At 68.1% G+C, this 20,869-nt stretch carries 19 protein-coding genes and 3 pseudogenes; 12 read left to right on the top strand and 10 right to left on the bottom strand.

Annotated features, from left to right (window positions below):
* Positions 1-24: 24 nt before the first annotated feature.
* The 4 genes from moaB to fdxA all read right to left on the bottom strand — a co-directional run bounded on the left by moaB (position 25) and on the right by fdxA (position 2,835).
* Positions 25-561, bottom strand: coding sequence for a molybdenum cofactor biosynthesis protein B (moaB, locus tag UAA55_RS27350; RefSeq protein ID WP_322956772.1), 537 nt, complete (start codon positions 559-561; stop codon positions 25-27).
* A gap of 67 nt (positions 562-628) precedes the next feature.
* Positions 629-1,444, bottom strand: a complete 816-nt coding sequence (locus UAA55_RS27345) for a metallophosphoesterase family protein (protein ID WP_322956771.1) — start codon at positions 1,442-1,444, stop codon at positions 629-631.
* A gap of 165 nt (positions 1,445-1,609) precedes the next feature.
* Positions 1,610-2,110 (bottom strand): CarD family transcriptional regulator, encoded by a 501-nt coding sequence (locus tag UAA55_RS27340; RefSeq protein WP_040845774.1) that lies wholly within the window; start codon positions 2,108-2,110, stop codon positions 1,610-1,612.
* Between the two features lie 386 nt (positions 2,111-2,496).
* Complete coding sequence (fdxA, locus tag UAA55_RS27335) at positions 2,497-2,835, bottom strand: ferredoxin FdxA (RefSeq protein WP_322956770.1); 339 nt, start codon at positions 2,833-2,835, stop codon at positions 2,497-2,499.
* Between the two features lie 374 nt (positions 2,836-3,209).
* Here fdxA and UAA55_RS27330 point away from each other — a divergent pair, with 374 nt between their 5' ends.
* The gene (locus UAA55_RS27330) at positions 3,210-5,066 is read left to right on the top strand and encodes a PAS-domain containing protein (protein ID WP_322956769.1); all 1,857 of its coding nucleotides are present in this window, start codon (positions 3,210-3,212) and stop codon (positions 5,064-5,066) included.
* A 79-nt stretch (positions 5,067-5,145) separates the two neighbouring features.
* On the top strand, positions 5,146-6,819 hold the full coding sequence (locus UAA55_RS27325) for a peptide ABC transporter substrate-binding protein (protein ID WP_322956768.1): 1,674 nt from the start codon (positions 5,146-5,148) through the stop codon (positions 6,817-6,819).
* A gap of 6 nt (positions 6,820-6,825) precedes the next feature.
* Here the strand turns inward: UAA55_RS27325 and UAA55_RS27320 are convergent, their stop codons facing one another.
* The 6 genes and pseudogenes from UAA55_RS27320 to ffh form a co-directional block, all read right to left on the bottom strand.
* The gene (locus tag UAA55_RS27320) at positions 6,826-7,254 is read right to left on the bottom strand and encodes a hypothetical protein (RefSeq protein WP_322956767.1); all 429 of its coding nucleotides are present in this window, start codon (positions 7,252-7,254) and stop codon (positions 6,826-6,828) included.
* A 238-nt stretch (positions 7,255-7,492) separates the two neighbouring features.
* A complete protein-coding gene (gene rplS, locus UAA55_RS27315; RefSeq protein ID WP_322956766.1) occupies positions 7,493-7,879 on the bottom strand; it encodes a 50S ribosomal protein L19 in 387 nt (128 codons plus the stop codon).
* A gap of 43 nt (positions 7,880-7,922) precedes the next feature.
* A pseudogene (gene trmD, locus UAA55_RS27310) lies at positions 7,923-8,758 on the bottom strand (tRNA (guanosine(37)-N1)-methyltransferase TrmD).
* Positions 8,759-8,762: 4 nt separating this feature from the next.
* A complete protein-coding gene (gene rimM / locus UAA55_RS27305; protein WP_145611278.1) occupies positions 8,763-9,398 on the bottom strand; it encodes a ribosome maturation factor RimM in 636 nt (211 codons plus the stop codon).
* Between the two features lie 120 nt (positions 9,399-9,518).
* A complete protein-coding gene (gene rpsP, locus UAA55_RS27300) occupies positions 9,519-9,869 on the bottom strand; it encodes a 30S ribosomal protein S16 (RefSeq protein WP_322956764.1) in 351 nt (116 codons plus the stop codon).
* Positions 9,870-9,940: 71 nt separating this feature from the next.
* Positions 9,941-11,296, bottom strand: coding sequence for a signal recognition particle protein (ffh, locus tag UAA55_RS27295; protein ID WP_088872013.1), 1,356 nt, complete (start codon positions 11,294-11,296; stop codon positions 9,941-9,943).
* A gap of 508 nt (positions 11,297-11,804) precedes the next feature.
* On the opposite strand from ffh, the pseudogene UAA55_RS27290 reads away from it, so the two are divergent.
* The 10 genes and pseudogenes from UAA55_RS27290 to UAA55_RS27245 form a co-directional block, all read left to right on the top strand.
* Positions 11,805-12,428 (top strand): annotated as a pseudogene (locus tag UAA55_RS27290) (pentapeptide repeat-containing protein); the annotation flags it as partial.
* Positions 12,429-12,631: 203 nt separating this feature from the next.
* Positions 12,632-12,724: pseudogene (locus UAA55_RS27285) on the top strand (pentapeptide repeat-containing protein); the annotation flags it as partial.
* A gap of 57 nt (positions 12,725-12,781) precedes the next feature.
* On the top strand, positions 12,782-13,156 hold the full coding sequence (locus UAA55_RS27280) for a pentapeptide repeat-containing protein (protein WP_322957773.1): 375 nt from the start codon (positions 12,782-12,784) through the stop codon (positions 13,154-13,156).
* Between the two features lie 102 nt (positions 13,157-13,258).
* Positions 13,259-14,947: a hypothetical protein gene (locus UAA55_RS27275; protein WP_322956763.1), complete on the top strand. Its 1,689-nt coding sequence runs from the start codon at positions 13,259-13,261 to the stop codon at positions 14,945-14,947.
* Positions 14,948-14,971: 24 nt separating this feature from the next.
* Entirely contained in the window at positions 14,972-15,940 is a 969-nt protein-coding gene (locus UAA55_RS27270) for a glycosyltransferase family 2 protein (RefSeq protein ID WP_145611281.1), read from the top strand.
* Between the two features lie 4 nt (positions 15,941-15,944).
* Positions 15,945-16,412, top strand: coding sequence for a GtrA family protein (locus tag UAA55_RS27265; protein WP_145611282.1), 468 nt, complete (start codon positions 15,945-15,947; stop codon positions 16,410-16,412).
* 88 nt (positions 16,413-16,500) lie between these two features.
* The gene (dapF, locus tag UAA55_RS27260) at positions 16,501-17,346 is read left to right on the top strand and encodes a diaminopimelate epimerase (RefSeq protein WP_145611283.1); all 846 of its coding nucleotides are present in this window, start codon (positions 16,501-16,503) and stop codon (positions 17,344-17,346) included.
* Positions 17,343-18,671: a tRNA (N(6)-L-threonylcarbamoyladenosine(37)-C(2))-methylthiotransferase MtaB gene (mtaB, locus tag UAA55_RS27255; protein ID WP_322956762.1), complete on the top strand. Its 1,329-nt coding sequence runs from the start codon at positions 17,343-17,345 to the stop codon at positions 18,669-18,671. Before dapF ends, mtaB begins: the two co-directional genes overlap by 4 nt.
* Complete coding sequence (ftsY, locus tag UAA55_RS27250) at positions 18,668-19,816, top strand: signal recognition particle-docking protein FtsY (protein WP_416235249.1); 1,149 nt, start codon at positions 18,668-18,670, stop codon at positions 19,814-19,816. Before mtaB ends, ftsY begins: the two co-directional genes overlap by 4 nt.
* Positions 19,817-19,865: 49 nt before the next feature.
* The gene (locus UAA55_RS27245; RefSeq protein ID WP_322956760.1) at positions 19,866-20,834 is read left to right on the top strand and encodes a catalase family peroxidase; all 969 of its coding nucleotides are present in this window, start codon (positions 19,866-19,868) and stop codon (positions 20,832-20,834) included.
* The last annotated feature ends 35 nt before the right edge of the window (positions 20,835-20,869 follow it).

Here is a 20,869-nt window from a genome sequence, read left to right as displayed (position 1 = left end):
GGCATGCGGCTTCAGGCCTGGCCATCAGGGGCGATGCTCCTGCAGGCGGGGCATGATTTCCACCAGGTTGCAGGGACGGAAGCGGTTGTCCAGCTGGTACTGCAGGATCAGGTCCCAGCCGTCGCGGCAGGCGCTGGGGCTGCCGGGCAGGGCGAACAGGTAGGTGCCGCCGGCGACGCCGCCCGTGGCCCGGCTCTGCAGGGACGACGTGCCGATCTTGGCGTAGGACAGGGTGCGAAACATCTCGCCGAAGCCATCAATTCGCTTCTCATAGACACTCTCGAACGCCTCGGGCGTCACATCGCGCCCGGTCAGGCCGGTGCCGCCGGTGGAGATGACGACGTCCACCGCCGGGTCCGCGATCCAGCCCCGCAGTTGTCCCGCGATGGCGGCCTGGTCATCCTTGACGATGGTGCGGGCGATCAGCACATGGCCGGCGCCGATCAGCCGTTCCACCAGCGTGTCGCCGGACTTGTCGGTGGCCGGGTCGCGGGTGTCGGACACCGTCATCACGGCGATCTGCACCGGCAGGAAGGGGCGGGTTTCATCAATGCGGGACAAGGGAGGCGCTCCTGTTCAGGCTGCCCCTTAAGTGAGGCGCCGAGGACCCGCCGTCAACGGGAAGGGGTCAGACCTCGACCACTTCCAGCAACTCGCCATCGGGGCCGAAGCAGCCGCAGGCTAGGGAGCCGCTGAAGCCGCAGCCGCCGTCCAGGGTCACGGTGGCGGGCGTGGCCGCCAGTCCGCCATGGCCGGGATCGTAGCCGCGCACCACCCGGCCGAAGCCGGCATAGGGGCCCCCGATGCGGGGCCAGGCGGCACCACCCCACCAGAAGCTGTCCCCCTGGGCGGCCAAGGGGCGCGAGGTGTCGATGCCGGCGTTCACGAACAGCAGCTCGGGCAGTCCCTCCTGCCGCCGCTCGGTATAGGCGGCGCGGCGCAGAGCCGCGAACAGGGCGTCATGTCCCGGGGCGGCGCGCTGGGCGGTGCGCAACTGCCCGGTCCAGCGGGCCAGCGAGACGGCGCCGTCTCGCGCGGCGGCGACGCCTTGGTAGGCGCTGCCGCCGTAGGCCGCCAGGGTGGCGTCCACGCCCTGGGTCATCATCCACTGCAGCACTTCGATGGGATTGGGGGCGAACTGCAGCTGCAGCAGCTTCTGCCACATCTCCTCCTGCCCGCCACGCAGATAGACCAGGTCGCCGACGATGACGCCGCGCACAGACAGGACGGCGCGGCGGAAGGACAACAGCTCATCCATCGTGTCGCGCACGCGGGGGCCGCGGCCGATCAGGTTACCCAGGTAGATCAGCCGGTCGCCCGGCTGGAAACGCGCGCCGATGTCGTCGTGCAGGGCGGCCAGCCGGTCGACGTCGCCATGGATCGCCCCCACGGCCCAGATGCGCCGTGGACGGCCCAGCACGACAAAGCGCTCATGTTCGTTCATGCGTTGGGTCAGACCGGCAGAGGAAGTTGCCGACCAGTGTATGCGCCGCCGTCCCATGAAAAAAGGGGCGATCGAGCCCGATCACCCCTTTTTCCACTAAGTATAGTGATGCCGGCGAACCGTACCCCCAATGGGCGGATACCGGCGGACCTTGCGGCGGATGGCTTAGGCCGCCTTCGCCAGCACGGCCTCCAACCGTTCGGTGGCCTTGCGCTCATCGATCTTCTCGACGGCGGCCAACTCGCGGGCCAGACGCTCCAGCGCGGCGTGGTAAATCTGCCGCTCACTGTAGGACTGGTCGGACTGGTCGGTGCCGCGGTGCAGATCGCGCACCACCTCGGCGATGGACACGGGGTCGCCGGAGTTGATCTTGGCCTCATACTCCTGGGCGCGGCGGCTCCACATGATGCGCTTGATCTTGGACGGGCCCTGCAGGGTCTCCATCGCGTCCTTGATCCGATCCTTGCTGGACAGGCGGCGCAGGCCGGCGTTCTTCGCCTTCATCACCGGCACCTTCAGCGTCATCCGCTCCTTCTCGAAGGTGATGGCGTACAGCACCACCTCCATATCGGCGATGGCGTGCTTTTCGATCGCCACGATGCGTCCAACCCCATGGGCCGGGTAAACGACGTAATCACCAGTGACGAAATCGAGCTTATCGGTCATTTGGATCGGCTCTCACAATTCGGCTTTTAAAGTCCCGCCTCGGAGAAGGCGGGCCTGGACGCCGGGACGGCATGCAAAGGTCGCTGTCGGCCCGGCAGGGGCCGCGACAAGGGACAAACAGCACGAAGGCGCTGGGGGAACGTGGCACGCACTTAAGCGTTCGCGAACGGCGTGCCGATCCTCGCGTCCAGGACTATACTCGATATGACGGTGCGATGACAGGTCGACAAGACCGTGTTCGACTTAAGTTCCTGGCATGGGCCAGGATGTCGGACATGCGAATCGCGCATGTCTTGGGCAGGGGACGCTCAAGATTTAGGCGGCCCCGCCGAAAGAGTAAAGAAAAAGCGCCGCGCGTCGGGAGACGGCGGCGCTTCATGCCGATCTCAGTTGCCGCTGCCCGGCTTGTCGCTGAAATGGGTCTTGAACTTGTCCGGTATGCCCTTGAAGGCGTCGGCGTCCGGCGGGGCCGCCTTCTTGCGGTTCAGGTTGGGCCAGGCGGCGGCGTACTGGCGGTTCAGCTCCAGCCACTCCTCGGCGCGGCCGTCGGTGTCCGGCAGGATGGCCTCGGCCGGGCATTCCGGTTCGCAGACGCCGCAGTCGATGCATTCATCGGGGTGGATGACCAGCATGTTGTCGCCCTCGTAGAAGCAGTCCACGGGGCAGACTTCCACGCAGTCGGTGTACTTGCACTTGATGCACTGCTCGGTCACGACATACGGCATTGCTCGCACTCTCCTTGAAAACCCGGTTCCCCAGGCGCCCGGATCGGGGCAGCCTCCAGCGGGGCGGCACGGGGCACGTATAGCCCGATATCGCCCAGGGGTATAGCACCCGTGAACATCGGTGAAACCTACGTCGTCCGGATAGCGGCCGGATGACAGCGCGAGAGGTAGAACATGCGTGGGGCGGGCGCAACAGGGTTCAGCCTGCGTCGTCCTGGCCCCCGTGTCGCGTCTGGTGCAGGCTGTCCCGTGAGGCCCCTGCCGTGTCTCGCGCTTAATACACGTAAAAAGAGTAAGTCTGATTGCAATTGCCTAATCGCAACGGGTAGTCTGACCCCATGGCCCGGAAAACAGCGGGAGGTATCAGGGACGGCATGACAGCGCACGGCGATAATGATCCGTCCGACGCCCCGCAGGCCCAGGGTTCGGTCGCGCCCGAGCCGTCACCGGCCATGGCGGCGCAGCTCTACGCGGTGCTGCAGCGCTTTTCCCAGGCCATCGTCGTCTTCGGTCCTGACGACCGGGTGGTGTTCGCCAACGACCGCTACCATGAAATGTTCCCCCGCTCGCCGGCGCCCGGTGTCATCCTGGGCTGGCGGTTCGAGGATCTGCTGCGCCATTCCATCGCCGCCGGCCAGGTGCCGCAGGCGGAGGCGGATCCGGAGGCCTACATCGCCCGCCGCCTGTCCCAGCGCGGCATCGCGCGCGAGGGGATGATCGGTGATCGCTGGTACCGCGCGGTGGAGGAGCGCATTCCCGGCGGCGGCATCGTGCTGAGCTACAGCGACATCACCGACCGCCGCCTGGTGGAGGAGGAACTGCGGCGCAAGTCCGCCATCCTCAGCGCCGCCATGGAAGCGGTGCCGGGCGGCTTCATGGTGATGGACGAGCGTTTCAATTTCGTGGTCTGGAGTCGCAATTGGCCGGCCATTGGTGGCGCCACGGATGACATCATCCGCGCCTATCCCAACATGCCCGATCTCGCCCGTTGGCAATCGCGCCGGGGTGATTACGACGCCATCCGGCTTGATCCCGCCCAGTTCGATGCCGAGGCGCTCGCCACCGTACCCTGGCTGGGTCGGCTGCTGGCCCTGCAGGCCGCCCGCCCGCCGCAGCTGACCCCCGGCGACGAGGAGCGGGAGCTGCTGGTGCAGTGGCAACTGCTGCGCTATCGGGCCGAGGGCCGGCCGGATGGGGAGCGGGCGGAGGGCAGCGGCACCATCCATATCGGCGGCGAGGACGGACGCATCGTCGAGTTCCGCCGTAACCGCATGCCGGGGCTGGGCTGGGTGTCGATCTACAACGACGTGACCGAACGCTACCGCCATGAGGAGGAGACGGCGCGGGCCCACGCCGAGACCGCCCGGGCGCTGCAGGAACTGCGCGATACCCAGGAGAGCCTGGTGCAGGCGGAAAAGCTGGCCTCGCTGGGTGAGCTGGTGGCCGGGGTGGCGCACGAGCTGAACACCCCGGTGGGCATCAGCTATACCGCCGCCACCTTCCTGGCCGATCGCCTGCGGGAATTCCGCGACGACCTGGCCAACGGCCCGCCGCGCCGGGCGGCGCTGATGGATTTCCTGGATCTGGTGGAGGAGACGGCCAACCTGATGACCGTCAACGCCGGCCGCGCCTCCCGCCTGGTGCAGAGCTTCAAGAACATCGCCGTCGACCAGACCAGCGACGAACGCCGGGTGCTGTCGCTGAAGCCTTACCTGGAAGAGATCGCCTTCAGCCTGGGCCCGCAATGGAAGCGTCCGGGCCATGTGCTGACCATAGACTGTCCGGCCAGCCTGGTGCTGGACACCTATCCCGGGGCGCTCAGCCAGGTGCTGACCAACCTGATCGTCAACGCCACCTTGCACGCCTACGCCCCGGGGCAGGCCGGGCGCCTTACCATCACCGCCTCCTCCCTGCCGTCGCCGCCGCCGGCCGCGGGCCAGTCGCCGGTGGAGCATGTGGAGATACTGTTCGCCGATGATGGCAAGGGCATCCCGGCGGATGCCCTGCCGCGCATCTTCGACCCCTTCTTCACCACCCGGCGTGGCGCCGGCAGCACGGGGCTGGGCCTCAACATCGTCTTCAACCTGGTGACCCGCACCCTGGGCGGTCGCATCGAAGTGGATAGCGCGCCCGGCCGGGGCACGCGCTTTTTCCTGCGCCTGCCCAAGGTGGCGCCCCAGCCGCAGGCCCCGGCGGTGCCGCCCGCCAATCCGGCATCCGCCGCCAGCTGACGCTTGCCCCGGTGAGGGCGCGCCACTACCGTGATGGGGCCCGGCGTACCGGGGCGGGGGGCTTTGGGGGGCCGGGCATATGGGGGTATCGTCGCGCTGCTGGGCCTTGGCGCCCCGCCTGGTGCTGCTGGCTGGCCTCACCGCCCTGAACGGCCCCCCGCCGTCCGCTGCGGCCGATATGGCGCCCGCCGATGCCGGAACGCCCCCCGCGAAGACCCTGGTGCGCTCCCTCGGCGGCGCGCCGGTGACGCTGGACCCGCAGCGCGCCGACCTTTCCTCGGAAAGCCTGGTGATCGACGACCTGCTGGAAGGGCTGCTGGCCCCAGACGGACGCGGTGGCGCCCGGCCGGCCCTGGCGGAAAGTTGGGCCGTCTCCCCTGATGGGCGCATCTACACCTTCAAGCTGCGGGCTGACGCCAAATGGTCGGACGGCACGCCCGTCACGGCGGACGATTTCGTCTTTTCCTGGCGCCGCCTGGCGGATCCGCGCACGGCCGCCCCCTACGCCTACTACATGTGGATCGTGGTGAATGGCGAGGCCATCGCCAAGGGGACCATCAAGGATGTCACCCGCCTGGGCGTGACGGCGCTGGACGCTCGCACTTTCCAGGTGGAACTGGTGCGGCCCACCGCCTACTTCCTGGCCATGCTGCAGCACCAGGCCCTGTTCGCCGTGCAGAAGGCCAGTGTGCAGGCCTATGGCGAGGCCTTTACCCAGCCGGGCCATTACGTCTCCAGCGGCGCTTACGTGCTGGCGGAAAACGCGCCGCGCGACCATCTGACCCTGGTGCGCAACCCGGCCTATTACGACCAGGCCAAGGTTCCCATCGCCACGGTGCGGGATCTGCCGCTGGAGGATCGCGCGGAGGAGATGCGGCTGTTCCGCGACGGCCAGTTGCAGGCCACCTACGAGTTGCCCATCGATCAGGTGGCCTGGGCGCGGACGGCGCTGAAGGACGCCTTCGTCCGCGGCGACACCTATGACACCTATTTCCTCAGCTTCAACCTGCGTAATGAGCCGTGGAGGTCCTCCCCGGCCCTGCGCGAGGCCCTGACCCTGGCGGTGGACCGCGAGGCCTTGGCCACCCAGGTGCTGGCCGGGGAGCAGCCGGCCTACAGCTATGTGCCGCGTCTGGCGCCCGGCCCGGGCATCGCGGGCTATGAGCCCGGCTGGCCCGCCTGGCGCGACCTCTCCCAGGCGGAGCGGCAACGGCGGGCGCGCGCCCTTCTGGCCGAGGCCGGCTATGGTCCCGGGACGGGCGGCAAGGCATTGCCGCCCGTCACCCTGCTGTTCCCTGCGGGGGCCAACTGGCAGGCCGTGGCCGTGGCGGTGGCGCGGCAGTGGCGCGACGCGCTGGGGGTGGAGGTCCGCCTGGATGCCGAGGACTATCGCACCGTGGCCGCCCAGTCGAACGGGAAGACCTTCAAGGATGTGGTCTTCGCTTCCTGGATCGGCGACTACGCCGACGCCAACAGCTTCCTGGCGCTGATGCGCGGCGACGCGGGGCAGGAGAACTATGCCAGCTACCGCAATCCGCTGTTCGACGCCCTGATGGAGGAGGCGAACGGCGAGCCCGATCCCGGCCGCCGCGCCGGCCTGCTGCGCCGGGCGGAACGGCTGATGATGGATGACACGCCTGTCATCCCCCTGTTCCACAAGACCATGCGGCGCTTGGTGTCGCCCCGCGTCATCGGCTGGGTTGCCAACCCGCTGGACCTGACGCCCACCCGCTTCCTGGACGTGTCGCCCTGAGGGGGATCAGGGGCCCTTGTCCGCGCGGGGGCGTTGGGCGTTGGGCGCCGTGGGGGGCCGATCCGGCTCCGGCGGCATGTCCCAGCCGTGGGTCAGGGTGCTGTCGGACAGCGGAACGAGGCTCTGCCCCAAATCCACCGGCATCTGGAAACCGGCTTTGCGCGGATCGGGGCAGGAGGCGGACTTGGCCCGCAAGGCCCAGCCATCGGGCAGGGGCCGGTCCCAGACGAACACGGCGCAAGGGCCCGTCAGCGGTGGCCGGGGTGCGTAGGTCTCATCGATCTGGAAGCCGGGATAGTTGCCCCGGGCGCTGCCCGCCTCGCCGGCGAAGGTCTGCGGGGTGAGCGGCGGTGGCGCAGGCGGAACCGGTCCCGGTTCGGCGCAGGCTGATAGCCCCAGCAACACCCCGCCCATGCACCACCACCGCTTTGCCATTGCGCCCCCTTGGACGACTTATGCGCGCGCCTGTCCCGAGGATGGATGCGTAGCGATGGCGGCGACCGTGGGGCGGAAGTGTGGCGTTTCGGGGGCGGACGAAGGCGATGAGGAGGGGGCCGATATGGCACAAACAGCAAAACACCCGCCGGACGTGTCGTCCAGCGGGTGTTTCGATACTCAGCCTCACGACCGGGGCGGCGCCTGGTGGCGACCGCCTGGGCTCACAACAGGCGCCTCAGGCGTCCTTGTTGTTCATGCCGCGACCGGTGGTGCGCTCGGAGATGCGGGCCGACTTGCCACGGCGATCGCGCAGGTAGTACAGCTTGGCGCGGCGCACGTCACCCTTGCGGATGACTTCGATGCTGTCCAGGCGCGGGCTGTACAGCGGGAACACACGCTCCACGCCTTCGCCGTAGCTGATCTTGCGGACGGTGAAGCTGGAGTTCACGCCGGCGTTGCGGCGGGCGATGACGACGCCCTCGTAAGCCTGCACGCGCTCACGCGAGCCTTCGACGACCTTCACGTTCACCTTCACGGTGTCGCCCGGGGAGAATTCCGGAACCGCGCGGGCGGCGGTCAGCTTTTCAATCTGCTCTTGCTCGAGCTTCTGGATGATGTTCATGGCACTCAACTCCACATGATGACAATGGCCAGCCTCACGGCGGTCAATCCAGGTTTGGCACAGGCGCCGTTCCCGCGGTGGGCTCCACCGTGGAAACACCATCCTCTAAGGTTGAACCGGCCCGCGGCTTGCGCCGCCGGCGGCTCTTGGCTTCGGCCTTGGGTCGGCTCTCCTCGTAGCGCTGCCACAGGTCCGGTCGCCGGTCCCTGGTGATGCGCTCCGCCTCGGCCAACCGCCAGGCTTTCACCTTCTCATGGTGCCCGGAGAGTAGAACCTCGGGCACCGCGCGGTCCTGCCAGATGGCTGGCCGCGTATAGTGGGGATACTCCAGCAATCCCCGCTCGAAACTCTCTTCGCCCGCCGTCTCGACGTTGCCCATGACGCCCGGCAACAGCCGGACGCAGGCGTCGATCAGGCACAGCGCCGCGGGCTCACCCCCGAAAGCACAAAATCCCCGAGGCTCACTTCCTCGAGGCCCTGCGCTTCCAGGACCCGCTCATCCACCCCCTCGTACCGCCCGCACAACACGGTGAGGCTGGGCACCGACACGAGTTCTCGTACCAGCGCCTGGTCCAGCACACGTCCACGCGGCGAGAGGTAGATCGCCCGGCCCCGTTCCCTCTGGTCCTGGCTCAATCGCGACCGGCTGGCGGTCAGCGCTGCATCCAGAACGTCGGGCCGCATGACCATGCCTGGTCCGCCGCCGAACGGGGTGTCGTCCACGGAGCGGTGTTTATCACTCGCGAACGACCGGATGTCCACTGATTCCAGCGACCAGGTGCCATTTTCAAGCGCTTTCCCCGCAAGGCTCATGCCCAGCGGTCCCGGAAACATCTCCGGGAACAGGGTCAGCACCGTCACATGCCAGCCGGCCGTCATCGAATCAGGCCTCTTCGTCACCATTGGCCTCGTGGGCCTCGGGCACGCCGCCTTCCGACGCCACCGCCTCGTCAGCGGCGGGGCCGCCTTCCATCTCGGCCAATTCCTCCGGTGTCGGCTTGACCTTCTCGAACAGGCCGGCCGGCGGCTCAACCGTGACGATCCCCGCCTTCACGTCCACCACCGGAACGGCGGCGCGGGTGAAGGGGATGGTGACCATCTTGCCGGAGGCCGCGTGCGCGATCTCCAGCATGTCGCCGCCACCGAAATCGTAGATGGCCTTGATCTCGCCGAAGGGCTCGCCGTCGGCGGTGGTCGCCACCAGGCCGATCAGATCGGCGTGGTAGAACTCATCCTCGTCGTCGGTCGCCGGCAGCTGGTCGCGGTTGATGTACAGCCGCGTGCCCTTCAGGGCGTCGGCGGCGTCACGGTCGCGCACGCCCTGCAATTCCGCCAGGAAGTGATCCTTGCCCATGCCGGTCATGGTCAGGGCGAAGGCGCGGGCGCCCGATTCGTCGGTCAGCTGGCCATAGGCGAACAGCGACTCCGGCACGGCCGTATAGCTCTTCACCTTGACGCGGCCGCGCACCCCGTGGCTGCCCACGAACTGCCCGACGCAGATGCGCGTGGCGGTTTCCATAACGATACTCTCTGGAAGACTGTAAACGGCGGAAAAGCTGAACGGGGGCGGTCACCCGCCCCCGTCGCAACCCGTCAACCTTCATGCCGGCCAACCAATGGCGAGCCGGCCTCAGGCCAATCAGCCCTCGCTGCCGGCGGCAGCGGCGGCCAGCTTGGCGCGCTCCTGGGCCTTCGCCTTCGGGGCGGACTTCTTCGGGGTCTCGCGGACCTTCGGCAGCTCGATGATGTTGGCGCGGCCCAGGAACAGGGCGACGCGGTCGGTCGGCTGGGCGCCCACGGACAGCCAGTGGCGGGCGCGCTCTTCCTTCAGGGTGATGCGCTCGGCATGGTCACGCGGCAGCATCGGGTTGTAGGTGCCGATCTTCTCGATGAAGTTGCCGTCGCGGGGCGAACGGCTGTCGGACACGACGATGCTGTAGAACGGACGCTTCTTGGCGCCACCGCGGGCCAGACAAATCTTGAGGGACATTTCTTACTTCCTGACTTTGATGTTGAACTGAAGGTGATGGTGAAAGGCGGATACTAAATTTGGCTGGCGGATCAGCGGCCCTTGGGCATCAGGGCCGACAGGCCCTGGCGCATGAGGCCCTTTTTCCCCAGTTTCTTGAACTTGCGCATCATGTCGGCCATGTCCTGGTACTGCTTCAGCAGCCGGTTGACGTCGGCCACCGTGGTCCCGGACCCCAGCGCGATGCGGCGCCGGCGCGATGCGTTCAGTATCTTGATGTCGCGGCGCTCTTTCTGGGTCATGGAGGTGATGATCGCCTCCTGACGCTTCAGCATGCGCTCGTCGATGTTGGCCTTGGACAGCTGGTCCTTGATCTTGCCCACGCCGGGCAGCATGGACAGCATGCCGCCCATCCCGCCCATCTTCCGGATCTGGCGCAGCTGGGACAGCATGTCGTCCAGGTCGAAGTTGCCCTTCTCCATCTTCGCGGCAAGCTTCTCGGCTTCCTCGCGGTCGATGGTCTCGGCGGCCTTCTCCACCAGGCTGAGCACGTCGCCCATGCCCAGGATGCGGCCGGCGATGCGATCAGGGTGGAAGGCCTCCAGCGCGTCGATCTTTTCGCCGGTGCCCAGCAGCTTGATGGGGCGGCCGGTAATCTGGCGCATCGACAGGGCGGCGCCGCCCCGGGCGTCGCCGTCGATGCGGGTCATGACGATGCCGGTGACGCCGACCTTGTCATTGAAATTGGTGGCTACGGTGACGGCGTCCTGGCCGGTCATGGCGTCCACCACCAGCAGGCTTTCCACCGGCTTGGTCACGTCGCGGATGCGCACGACCTCGTCCATCAACTCCTCGTCGATGGCGAGGCGGCCGGCGGTGTCCAGCATGACGACGTCATAGCCTTCCAGTCGGCCGACGCGCATGGCGCGCTGGGCGATCGTCACCGGGTCTTCGCCGGGGACGATGGGCAGGGTGGCCACGTCCACCTGCTCACCCAACACCCGCAGCTGTTCCTGGGCGGCTGGGCGTCGCGTGTCCAGCGACGCCATCAGCACCTTTTTCTTTTCGCGGGTCTTCAGCAGGCGGGCGATCTTGGCGGTGCTGGTGGTCTTGCCCGAGCCCTGCAGGCCCAGCATCAGCACCGGCACCGGCGCCTCAGCGTTGAGGTTGATGCCCTCGTTCTGCTCGCCCAGCATCTCGACCAGGTGGTCGTGGACGATCTTGATGACCATCTGGCCGGGGGTGATGGACCGCAGCACCTCCTGCCCGACGGCCTTTTCCTTCACGCCGTTGATGAAGGACTTGACCACGGGCAGGGCCACGTCGGCTTCGAGCAGGGCCACGCGCACTTCGCGCAGCGCGGCGCCAACGTCCTCTTCGGTGAGGGCGCCACGCCGACGCAGCCGGTCGAAGATATCGCCGAGCCGTCCTGTCAAGCCGTCAAACATAACCCGTCCTGGCCATTGCCGTTCCGATCTTCATCCCGCCCCTAGTCCAAGCGTCCATTCAGGCCCATTTGCCCAAACGAAAAGCGCCAGTGCACGAAACTCGTGGACTGGCGTCGCGCCTTGGCGCGGGATGCGGTCTCAGTCCCGGATCTGACGGATCCAGGGCCGAGGTGGGGCTATCTAGACCTGTGGAGGGCGTCTGTCAATGCTTCTGGAGTCAAGGACGCCCCGCGGCAAGGCGGTGATGGTAACGGCGATGTCGCGCCTGGATCAGGGACGGCGGCGGCGGGTCCTTAACCAAAACGGGCGATTGTCAACGGCCTGTACACCTGTAATAGACGGGGTGACAGGCCCGCTATTTCGCCTAGAGGCTCATTTTGGGTGCGCGCCCCCTCTTCCAGCGCGCCTTTAAGATAAGGTATGAACGGGTTATCGGGGTAGTCTTTGGGTAGTGCGCCATTCCGTGGCGGATTCGAATTGCGGGGGGACCGGCCCCGCGGAGGCTTGTATGTCGATGTCGTCCGGCAGAAATGCCGAACCCGAACGGTCCAGGATGAGCCAGACGGAGTTGCTGGCGATTGTTGGCAAGCATCGGGCGTTTCTGACGAAGCAGCCTGGGGGCGTGCGTGCCAGCTTCAAGCTGCGTGACCTTTCGCATATGGATCTGTCCGGTCTGAACCTGGCCGAGGCCGATTTCTCGGGCGCCAAGCTGTTCGGCGCCCGCATGGTGGATTGCGTCCTGACAGGGGCGTCGCTGTACGCCGCCGACCTGCGCCTGGCCAACCTGGAACGCTCCGACCTGCGCCGGGCCGACCTGCGTGGCGCCTGCATGCGCGGCGCCGTGCTGAACCAGGCCTCCATGGCCGAGGCCGACCTGCGCGAAGGCACCATCATGCACGTCCGCAAGGACGGCAGCATCACCGCCCACGAATTCGACGCCGTGCCCGTGCAGACGGAACTGTCCTGCGCCACCGTGGTGGGCGCCGACCTCAGCCGGGCCAAACTGTCCAACACCTTCCTGGTGCAGTCGGACCTGACGGATTGCATCATGCGCGGCGCCAAGATGGCGCGCGCCAACCTGACCAACACCAACCTGACCGGCTGCGATCTCAAGGGCGCGGATCTGACGGGCGCCAACCTGACGGGCGCCAAGCTGCACGGCGCGGACCTGACGGGGGCGGAGCTGGGGCTTGCCCAATTCGCCGGCGCCCTGATGATGGGCACCATCCTGGACGACAACGCGCGTCGCGCCGAAGAGGTGCTGGAGGGCATTCACGCCCCCACGCCCGAGGACGCCGGCCTGGACCTGTCCGCCATGCTGGTCCTGCATTCCGAATGGGTGGAGACGGGGGGCGTGAGGGCGCCCGGGCCGATCTGTCCAGTCTGGACCTCAGCGGCGTCGATCTGGCGGGCGCTAATCTGTCGGCCGCCCTGCTGCACTGCGCCTGCCTGCGCAAGGCCAACCTGGTGGGCACCTCACTGCCCATGGCCGACCTGTCGCTGGCCGACCTGCGCGACGCCAACCTCAGCCGCGCCGACCTGCGCGGCGCCTCGCTGGAGCGCGCCACCCTGAATGGCGCGCAGCTGGTGCGGGCCGATCTGGGGCCTGTGTTGATTCAAAGCTCCACGGGGCGGTTGTGGAGCGCCAACCTGCACCGCGCCCGCCTGGACGGCGCCAACCTGACCGGCGCCATGCTGAAGCGGGCGGTGCTGTCCCAATCCTCGCTGGTGGGGGCGGTGCTGAAGGATGCGGAACTGTCGGACGCCAAGATGGCGGGGGCTGACCTGCGCGACGTCGACCTGGCCAATACCGACCTGGATGGGGCGGACATGGCCGACGTGGTCGGTATGGTACACTGACATGGTGCACTGATCGGCTGTCACCGACCTAGTTTCGCCCTAGTTTCCTGACAATTCTGTAGCCCAATCCGCCGCCCGCCAATTCCTGCCTGCCGGACGCCCATGCTGCTGCCCACACAAGACCGTTCCGCCCGCCGCCTGGCGCTCAGCCTGCTGCTGGCGGGCCCCTTCCTGTTCGGCCTGTGGGCGGTGCTGCTGGGCCAGGATGGCAACTGGGATTTGCGCAACTATCATTGGTACAATGCCTACGCCTTCCTGACCGGGCGCTGGGGCATGGATGTGGCGCCGGCCCAGGTGGCCAGCTTCTACAACCCCACCCTGGACCTGCCCTTCTTCATGGCTTCCCAGGTGCTGCCCGCCCGCGTGGTGGAGTTCCTGCTGGGCAGCATCCAGGGCGCGAACCTGGTGCTGCTGTACGGCCTGGCCTGGACGGTGCAGCGTTCAGCGACGCCGGAACGCCGCCGCGTTCTGGTGGCTCTGGCCGTCGCCGTCTGCGGCATGGTGGGCGGCGGCCAGGTCGGCTTGCTGGGCACCACCTTCTACGACAACGTCATCAGCCTGTTCGTCCTTGGCGGCATCCTGGTGGCCGTTGGCGGGGAAGGGGCGGCCTGGAGTGCGCCCAATGGCCCGGCCTTCCGCCGCGTGGTGCTGGCGGGCCTGCTGGTGGGCAGCGGCGTGGGGCTGAAACAGCCCACCATCGTCTTCGCCGTGGGCACCTGCGCCGCCTTCCTGGCAGCAGGCGGCACGCCCTGGCGCCGCCTGCTCCTGGCCTTCTTCTTTGGGCTGGGCGTGCTGGCCGGCATGGCGATCTTCTCCGGCCACTGGATGTGGTTCCTGTGGAGCCATTTCCAGAATCCGCTGTTCCCCTATTTCAACAACGTCTTCCATTCCCCCTGGGGCACGCCCGACCCCTACCGGGACGACAAGTTCATCCCCAAGGGGCCCGTCGCCGCCGCCCTGTTCCCCTTCGCCTGGGCCCTGGATCCCAAGCTGGTGGGTGAGATCGTCTTCCGCGATTATCGCGTGCTGGCGGCCTATGTCGTGCTGCTGCTGACGGGCCTGATGGTCCTGGCCCGCTGGCTGCGCGGACAGTTCGCGGCCGAGGGGCCGCCCGTGGTGGACACCTCCGGCCCAGCCCGCGCCCGGCGTTACCTGCTGCTGGCCGGCAGCTTGAGCTACCTGGTGTGGCTGAAGCTGTTCGCCATCTACCGCTACCTGATCCCGCTGGAGATGCTGGCGCCCGTGCTGATCCTGGCGGCCGTGGCCCTGTGGCCGGCGCCGGCCCGGGCGCGGGGCATCATCACCGCCGTCCTGCTGCTGCTGCTGGCCGCCACCGGCCAGTCGGGCACCTGGGCCCGCGTGCCCTGGGGCGACCGGCCCTTCGGCGCCAAGGTGTCCGAGGTGCAGGCACCCGTCCTTCCCCGGCCGGACCACACCGTCATCCTGATGACCGGCTACGCCCCCACCAGCTTCCTCATCCCCGGTTTCCCGCCGCAGATCCCCTTCCTGCGGGTGCAGAGCTATTTCATTCATCCGGACCAGGGCGACATCCTGCTGAACCGCCAGATGCGCCGGCGCATCGACCAGGGCATCGCCAACGGCGATGACTTCTACCTGCTGCTGGCGCATTGGGAGACCTGGACGATGGACCAGATTTTGCCACGCTATGGCCTCAAGGGTGCCGGGGAGCCCTGCCAGCCTGTCACCTCGACGCTGGACGAGCCCATGATGTTGTGCCGCATCATCCCGCTGCAACCTGCGGCGAACCGTGATATGAACCCCGTGAACTAACGCCTATTTCAAGGACTGCATGCGATGGTCGACACCACCGCCCTCCAGCCCGGCAAGCCCACCGTGGCCGTGCTGGTGCCCTGCTATAACGAGGAAGCCGCCATCGCCAAGGTGGTCGCCGACTTCAAGGCGGCCCTGCCCGATGCCGTCGTCTATGTCTACGACAACAATTCCAAGGATCGCACCGTGGAGGTGGCGCGCGCCGCCGGTGCCGTCGTCCGGACCGAGCCGCTGCAGGGCAAGGGCAACGTGGTGCGCCGCATGTTCGCCGACATCGAGGCGGATGTGTACGTCATGGTCGATGGCGACGATACCTACCACGCCGCCAGCGCCCCGGCCCTGATCGACCGGCTGGTGACCGAGCAGCTGGACATGGTGAACGGCGCTCGCGTAACGGAGATCGAGGCTGCCTACCGCCCCGGCCACCGCTTCGGCAACATGCTGCTGACTGGCCTGGTGACCTTCATTTTCGGCAAGCGCACCAACGACATGCTGTCGGGCTACCGCGTCTTCTCCCGCCGTTTCGTGAAGTCATTCCCGGCGCTGGCCGGTGGCTTCGAGACGGAGACGGAGCTGACGGTGCACGCGCTGGAACTGCGCATGCCGATCGCGGAGGTGGAGACCCCCTACAAGGACCGTCCCCCCGGGTCGGTCAGCAAGCTGTCCACCTACAAGGATGGCATGCGCATCCTGTGGATGATCACCAAGCTGGTGAAGGAAGAGCGGCCCATGCTGTTCTTCGGTGTCGCCGCCATCCTGCTGGCGCTGCTGTCGATCATCCTGGGCATTCCCATCTTCATCACCTTCGTGGAGACGGGCCTGGTCCCGCGCCTGCCCACGGCGGTGCTGGCCACCGGCCTCATGACCCTGGCCTTCCTGTCGCTGACCTGCGGCCTGATCCTGGACACGGTCACCCGCGGGCGTCGCGAGATGAAGCGCCTGCGCTATTTGGAAATCCCGGCGCCGGATTTCGCCCCGCTGGGCCGGGGCTGAGGGCGTGGCTGATCTGCCAAAGGGCGATCTGCCGGATGGCAAGCCGAAACACGTGAAGGCGGAGGTCATGTCCTTCGCCCTCATCGGCGTGGCCGGCCTGTTCGTGGACATGGGGGCGCTGTGGGTGGCCCTGAACCCCTTAGGTTTGGACAAGCACAGCGCCGGCTTCTTCTCCTACTTCGTGGCCGCCACCTTCACCTGGTGGATGAACCGGCAGTTCACCTTCACCGGCGCCAGCCGGCGGGGCGCGATCCGCCAGTGGGCCAAGTTCCTGGCGGCCAACGCCGTGGGCGGCGTCGTCAACCTGGCGACATACAACCTCATCGTCTGGCTGGACGCGCCTGCCTTCGCCGTCGCCGTCTTGCCCTGGCTGCCCACCTTGTGGCCCTACGGCGCCAAGGGTGCAGGCTCCCTGGCCGGCATGGGCTTCAACTTCGTCCTGTCCAAGATGCTGGTGTTCGGCCGGAAATAGTCTTTCCCCAACCTGCGGTGGGGGCGGGGCGGCATTGCCGGGCACGCCCATGGACAGGGGGCGGATCGTCGCCATATAACCGGGCATCATGGCGCGCCGGTTTCTCAAGATGCACGGGCTTGGCAACGACTTCGTCGTTCTGGACGCCCGCCACACCCCCCTGTCCTTGACGGGCGCGCAGGCGCGCGTCCTGGCCGACCGCCGCTTCGGCGTCGGCTGCGACCAGATCATTATCCTGGAACCGCCGCAGTCGGCTGGCGCCGATGTCTTCATGCGCATCCTGAACCCGGATGGCAGCGAGTCCGGCGCCTGCGGCAACGCCACGCGCTGCGTCGCCTCGCTGGTGGCGGCCGAGGGGGCTGGGCGGGACAGCCTGACGGTGGAAACCATCAGCGGCCTGTTGCCCGCCACCCACCATGCCGATGGCACGGTGACGGTCGACATGGGCCCCGCTCGCCTGGACTGGCGGCAGATCCCGCTGGCTGAACCGGCCGACACCCTGTCGCTGGAGGTGGCCGCCGGACCGCTGTCGGCCCCTTGCGCCGTCAACATGGGCAACCCCCACGCCGTCTTCTTCGTGGACGATGCGGAGGCTGTGGACCTGGCGCAGTGGGGTCCCCAGCTGGAACACCATACCGCCTTCCCCGAGCGCGCCAATATCGAGGTGGCGACCGTGGTGACACCCGGCCAGGTGCGCATGCGGGTGTGGGAACGCGGCGCCGGCATCACCCTGGCCTGCGGCTCCGGCGCTTGCGCCACCCTGGTGGCGGCCGCCCGCCGCGGCCTGACGGGCCGCAAGGCCGAGATCGTGATGGATGGCGGCGCGCTGACCATCGAGTGGCGCGAGGACGGGCACGTGCTGATGACCGGGCCGGTGGCCACGGCCTTCAGCGGGACGCTTGATGACAGTCTGCTGGCGGGCGCCGCGCGATGAGTGCCGAGCACGCTGACACTGATCATGGGCACGAGCACCGCCAGGAAGGCTCCGGTCCGGAGATCTCCGGCGAGGCCGGCGGGCCGCAGGTCGTCACCTTCGGCTGCCGCCTGAACGCCTATGAATCCGAGGTGATGCGCGACCACGCGCGCGCCGCCGGCCTGGGCCCCGTGCTGATCTTCAACACCTGCGCCGTGACGTCGGAAGCCGAGCGGCAGGCCCGCCAGGCCATCCGCAAGGCCCGGCGCGAGAACCCGGACACCCGCATCGTCGTCACCGGCTGCGCCGCCCAGGTGAACCCCGGCACCTTCGCCGCCATGCCCGAGGTCGACCAGGTGCTGGGCAACGATTTGAAGCTGAAGGCCGACAGCTGGACCAGCTTCGGCACCGGCCAGGCGGAGCGGGTGATCGTCAACGACATCATGTCGGTGCGCGAGACCGCCAGCCACCTGATCCAGGGCATGGAAGGCCGCGCCCGCGCCTTCATCCAGGTGCAGAACGGCTGCGACCACCGCTGCACCTTCTGCATCATCCCCTATGGCCGGGGCAATTCCCGCTCCGTCCCCATGGGCGAGATCGTGACCCAGGTGCGCACCCTGGTGGACCAGGGCTACCGTGAGGTGGTGCTGACCGGCGTGGACGTCACCAGCTACGGCCCCGACCTGCCGGGCGCGCCCACCCTGGGCCAGATGATCCGCCGCCTGCTGGCCCTGGTGCCCGAGTTGCCGCGCCTGCGCCTGTCCTCGCTGGACCCGGTGGAGATCGACGACGACCTCTGGCGCCTGATCGCCGAGGAGCCGCGCCTGATGCCCCACCTGCACGTCAGCCTGCAGGCCGGCGACGACATGGTGCTGAAGCGCATGAAGCGCCGGCACAGCCGCGCCGATGCCGTCGCCTTCTGCCAGCGCGCGCGCGACCTGCGGCCCGACATGGTGTTCGGCGCCGACCTTATTGCCGGCTTCCCCACGGAAACCGATGAGATGTTCCGGAACACCCTGGACGCCGTGGCCGATTGCGGCCTGACCTGGCTGCACGTCTTCCCTTACAGCCCGCGTCCCGGCACGCCAGCGGCCCGCATGCCGCAGGTGGACAGAGCGGTGCGCAAGGAACGGGCGGCCCAGCTGCGTGCGGCGGGCGAGGCGGCGGTGCGCCGGCACCTGGCCAGCCAGCAGGGGCGCACCGTCACGGTGCTGGTGGAAAAGGGCCATATCGGCCGTACCGAACAATTCGCCGAGGTGCGGCTGGATCGCGATTTCGCGCCGGGCACCCTCGTGGACGCCCGCATTTCCGGGCTGGATGGCGACATGCTGATGGGTTGCTGCTGATGTTCGATTGGATCAAGCGTAAGAAGCCCGCCGCCGAAGCCCCGGCCGTCGTTCCCCCCACGCCTGAAATTCCAGTCGCCGTCGAGCCTGTTTCGCCACCGGAACAATCGCCGACGCCGCCTGAGATGGCTGAGGAGCCGGTGGTGGCGCCCATTGCGGCCCCCAAATCGGCCCTGGTCTTGGACGCCGCCCCGGCGGCGCCGGTGGAGGAAGCCCCGCAGGGCAGCTGGCTGTCGCGCCTGCGGCGCGGCCTTTCCAAATCCACCAGCCGGCTGACCGACGGCATCGGCGGCATCTTCACCAAGCGCAAGCTGGATGATGAGACGCTGGAGGAACTGGAGGAGCTGCTGATCCAGGCGGACTTGGGGCCCGCCATGGCCGCGCGCGTCACCGGCGACCTGGCCAAGAGCCGCTTCGGCAAGGAGGTCTCGCCCGATGAGGTGAAGCGCTTCCTGGCGGATGAGATCGGCAAGGTGCTGGCCCCCGTGGCCCGGCCCCTGGTGCTGGACGGCAACCACAAGCCCCACGTGGTGCTGGTGGTGGGCGTGAACGGCACGGGCAAGACCACCACCATCGGCAAGTACGCGCGGGAACTGCGCGCCGCTGGCAAGACCGTGTGGCTGGCCGCCGGCGACACCTTCCGTGCCGCCGCCGTCAGCCAGCTGCAGATTTGGGGCGAGCGCACCGGCGCCCCGGTGGTGGCCAAGGAGACGGGGGCCGACGCCGCCGGCCTGGCCTATGAGGCGCTGGAGAAGGCGCGGGCCGCCGGCGCCGACGTGCTGCTGATCGACACCGCCGGCCGCCTGCAGAACAAGCAGGGCCTGATGGATGAGCTGCGCAAGATCGTGCGCGTCATCAAGAAGGTGGATCCCACCGCCCCCCACACCACCCTGCTGACCCTGGACGCGACCACCGGCCAGAACGCCCATTCGCAGGTGGAGGTGTTCAAGGAGATGGTGTCGGTCAACGGCTTGATCCTGACCAAGCTGGACGGCTCCGCCCGCGGCGGTGTGCTGGTTTCGCTGGCGCAGAAGTTCGGCCTGCCGGTCCACGCCATCGGCGTGGGCGAGGGCATCGACGACCTACGCCCCTTCGACGCCCAGTCCTTCGCCGCCTCGCTGGTGGGGTTGGAAGACGGCCGGTGAGGTGAGCGTCTGAACGGCCGCAACGATGGCATGGGGGAGGGGGGTAAGGATGCGGCGTTTGACGCGATGCGCGGCGCTGGCTGGCCTGATGGCCGCCATCTCTTCCCTGGCCATGGCCCAGCCCGTCGATCCCAAGGCGACCTTGGATGCTTTGGACCAGGCCTTCGGTGGCCATCAGCCAGGTGCCCGCGCCGTGCACGCCAAGGGCCTGGTGGTGGAGGGGACCTTCGTCCCGTCCCCGGCCGCCGCCGGCGTCAGCCGGGCGCCGCACTTCCAGGCGGGCCCGACGCCCGTCACCATCCGTTTCTCCAACTTCGCCGGCATCCCCACCCAGGCGGATGGCGACGCCATGGCCAGCCCTCGTGGAATGGCGCTGAAGTTCCATCTGGCCGACGGCACCGACACCGACATCGTCGCCCATTCCGTGAACGGATTCCCGGTAGCGACGGCGGCTGATTTCCTGGCCATGGTCCAGGCGGCGGCCGCGCACGACCTTCCGACCTTCCTGGCGTCCCACCCGGGGGCCCGTGCCTTCGAGGCGTTGCCCAAGCCCATCCCCGCCAGCTACGCCACCCTGGGCTATTTCGCCGTCAACGCCTTCCGCTTCACCAACGCCCAGGGCCGGGCCACCCTCGGCCGCTACCGCCTGGTGCCGGAGGTGGGGCAGACGCTGCTAACTCCCGCCGAGGCGGCGGGCCGGCCGGCCGACTACCTGGCGGCGGAGATGGCGCGGCGGCTGGCCCAGGGCCCGGCGCGCTTCCGCCTGATGCTGCAGGTGGCGGAGACCGGCGACAGGGTCGATGACGCCACTGTCGCCTGGCCGGAGACGCGGCGGCAGGTCGACCTGGGCACGCTGACCCTGACCGGCATCGCGTCCGACCAGGACTTCCAGCAGCGCACCCTGTTGTTCCTGCCCGGCCGCCTGCCCGCCGGCATCGAACCCGCCGACCCTATGGTCGATGCCCGCACCCCCATCTACGGCGCCTCTTTCCGCCGGCGCCTGGGGGAGGATGGCTGAGTGTTCCGCCGCGCAACGGTCATCAGGGTGCGCTT

It is taken from the genome of Nitrospirillum guanabarense (assembly GCF_034653355.1).
In the GTDB taxonomy this organism is placed as follows: domain Bacteria; phylum Pseudomonadota; class Alphaproteobacteria; order Azospirillales; family Azospirillaceae; genus Nitrospirillum.
Note: the sequence above shows the minus strand (reverse complement) of the source record. Positions and strands in the feature narration are given on the sequence as shown.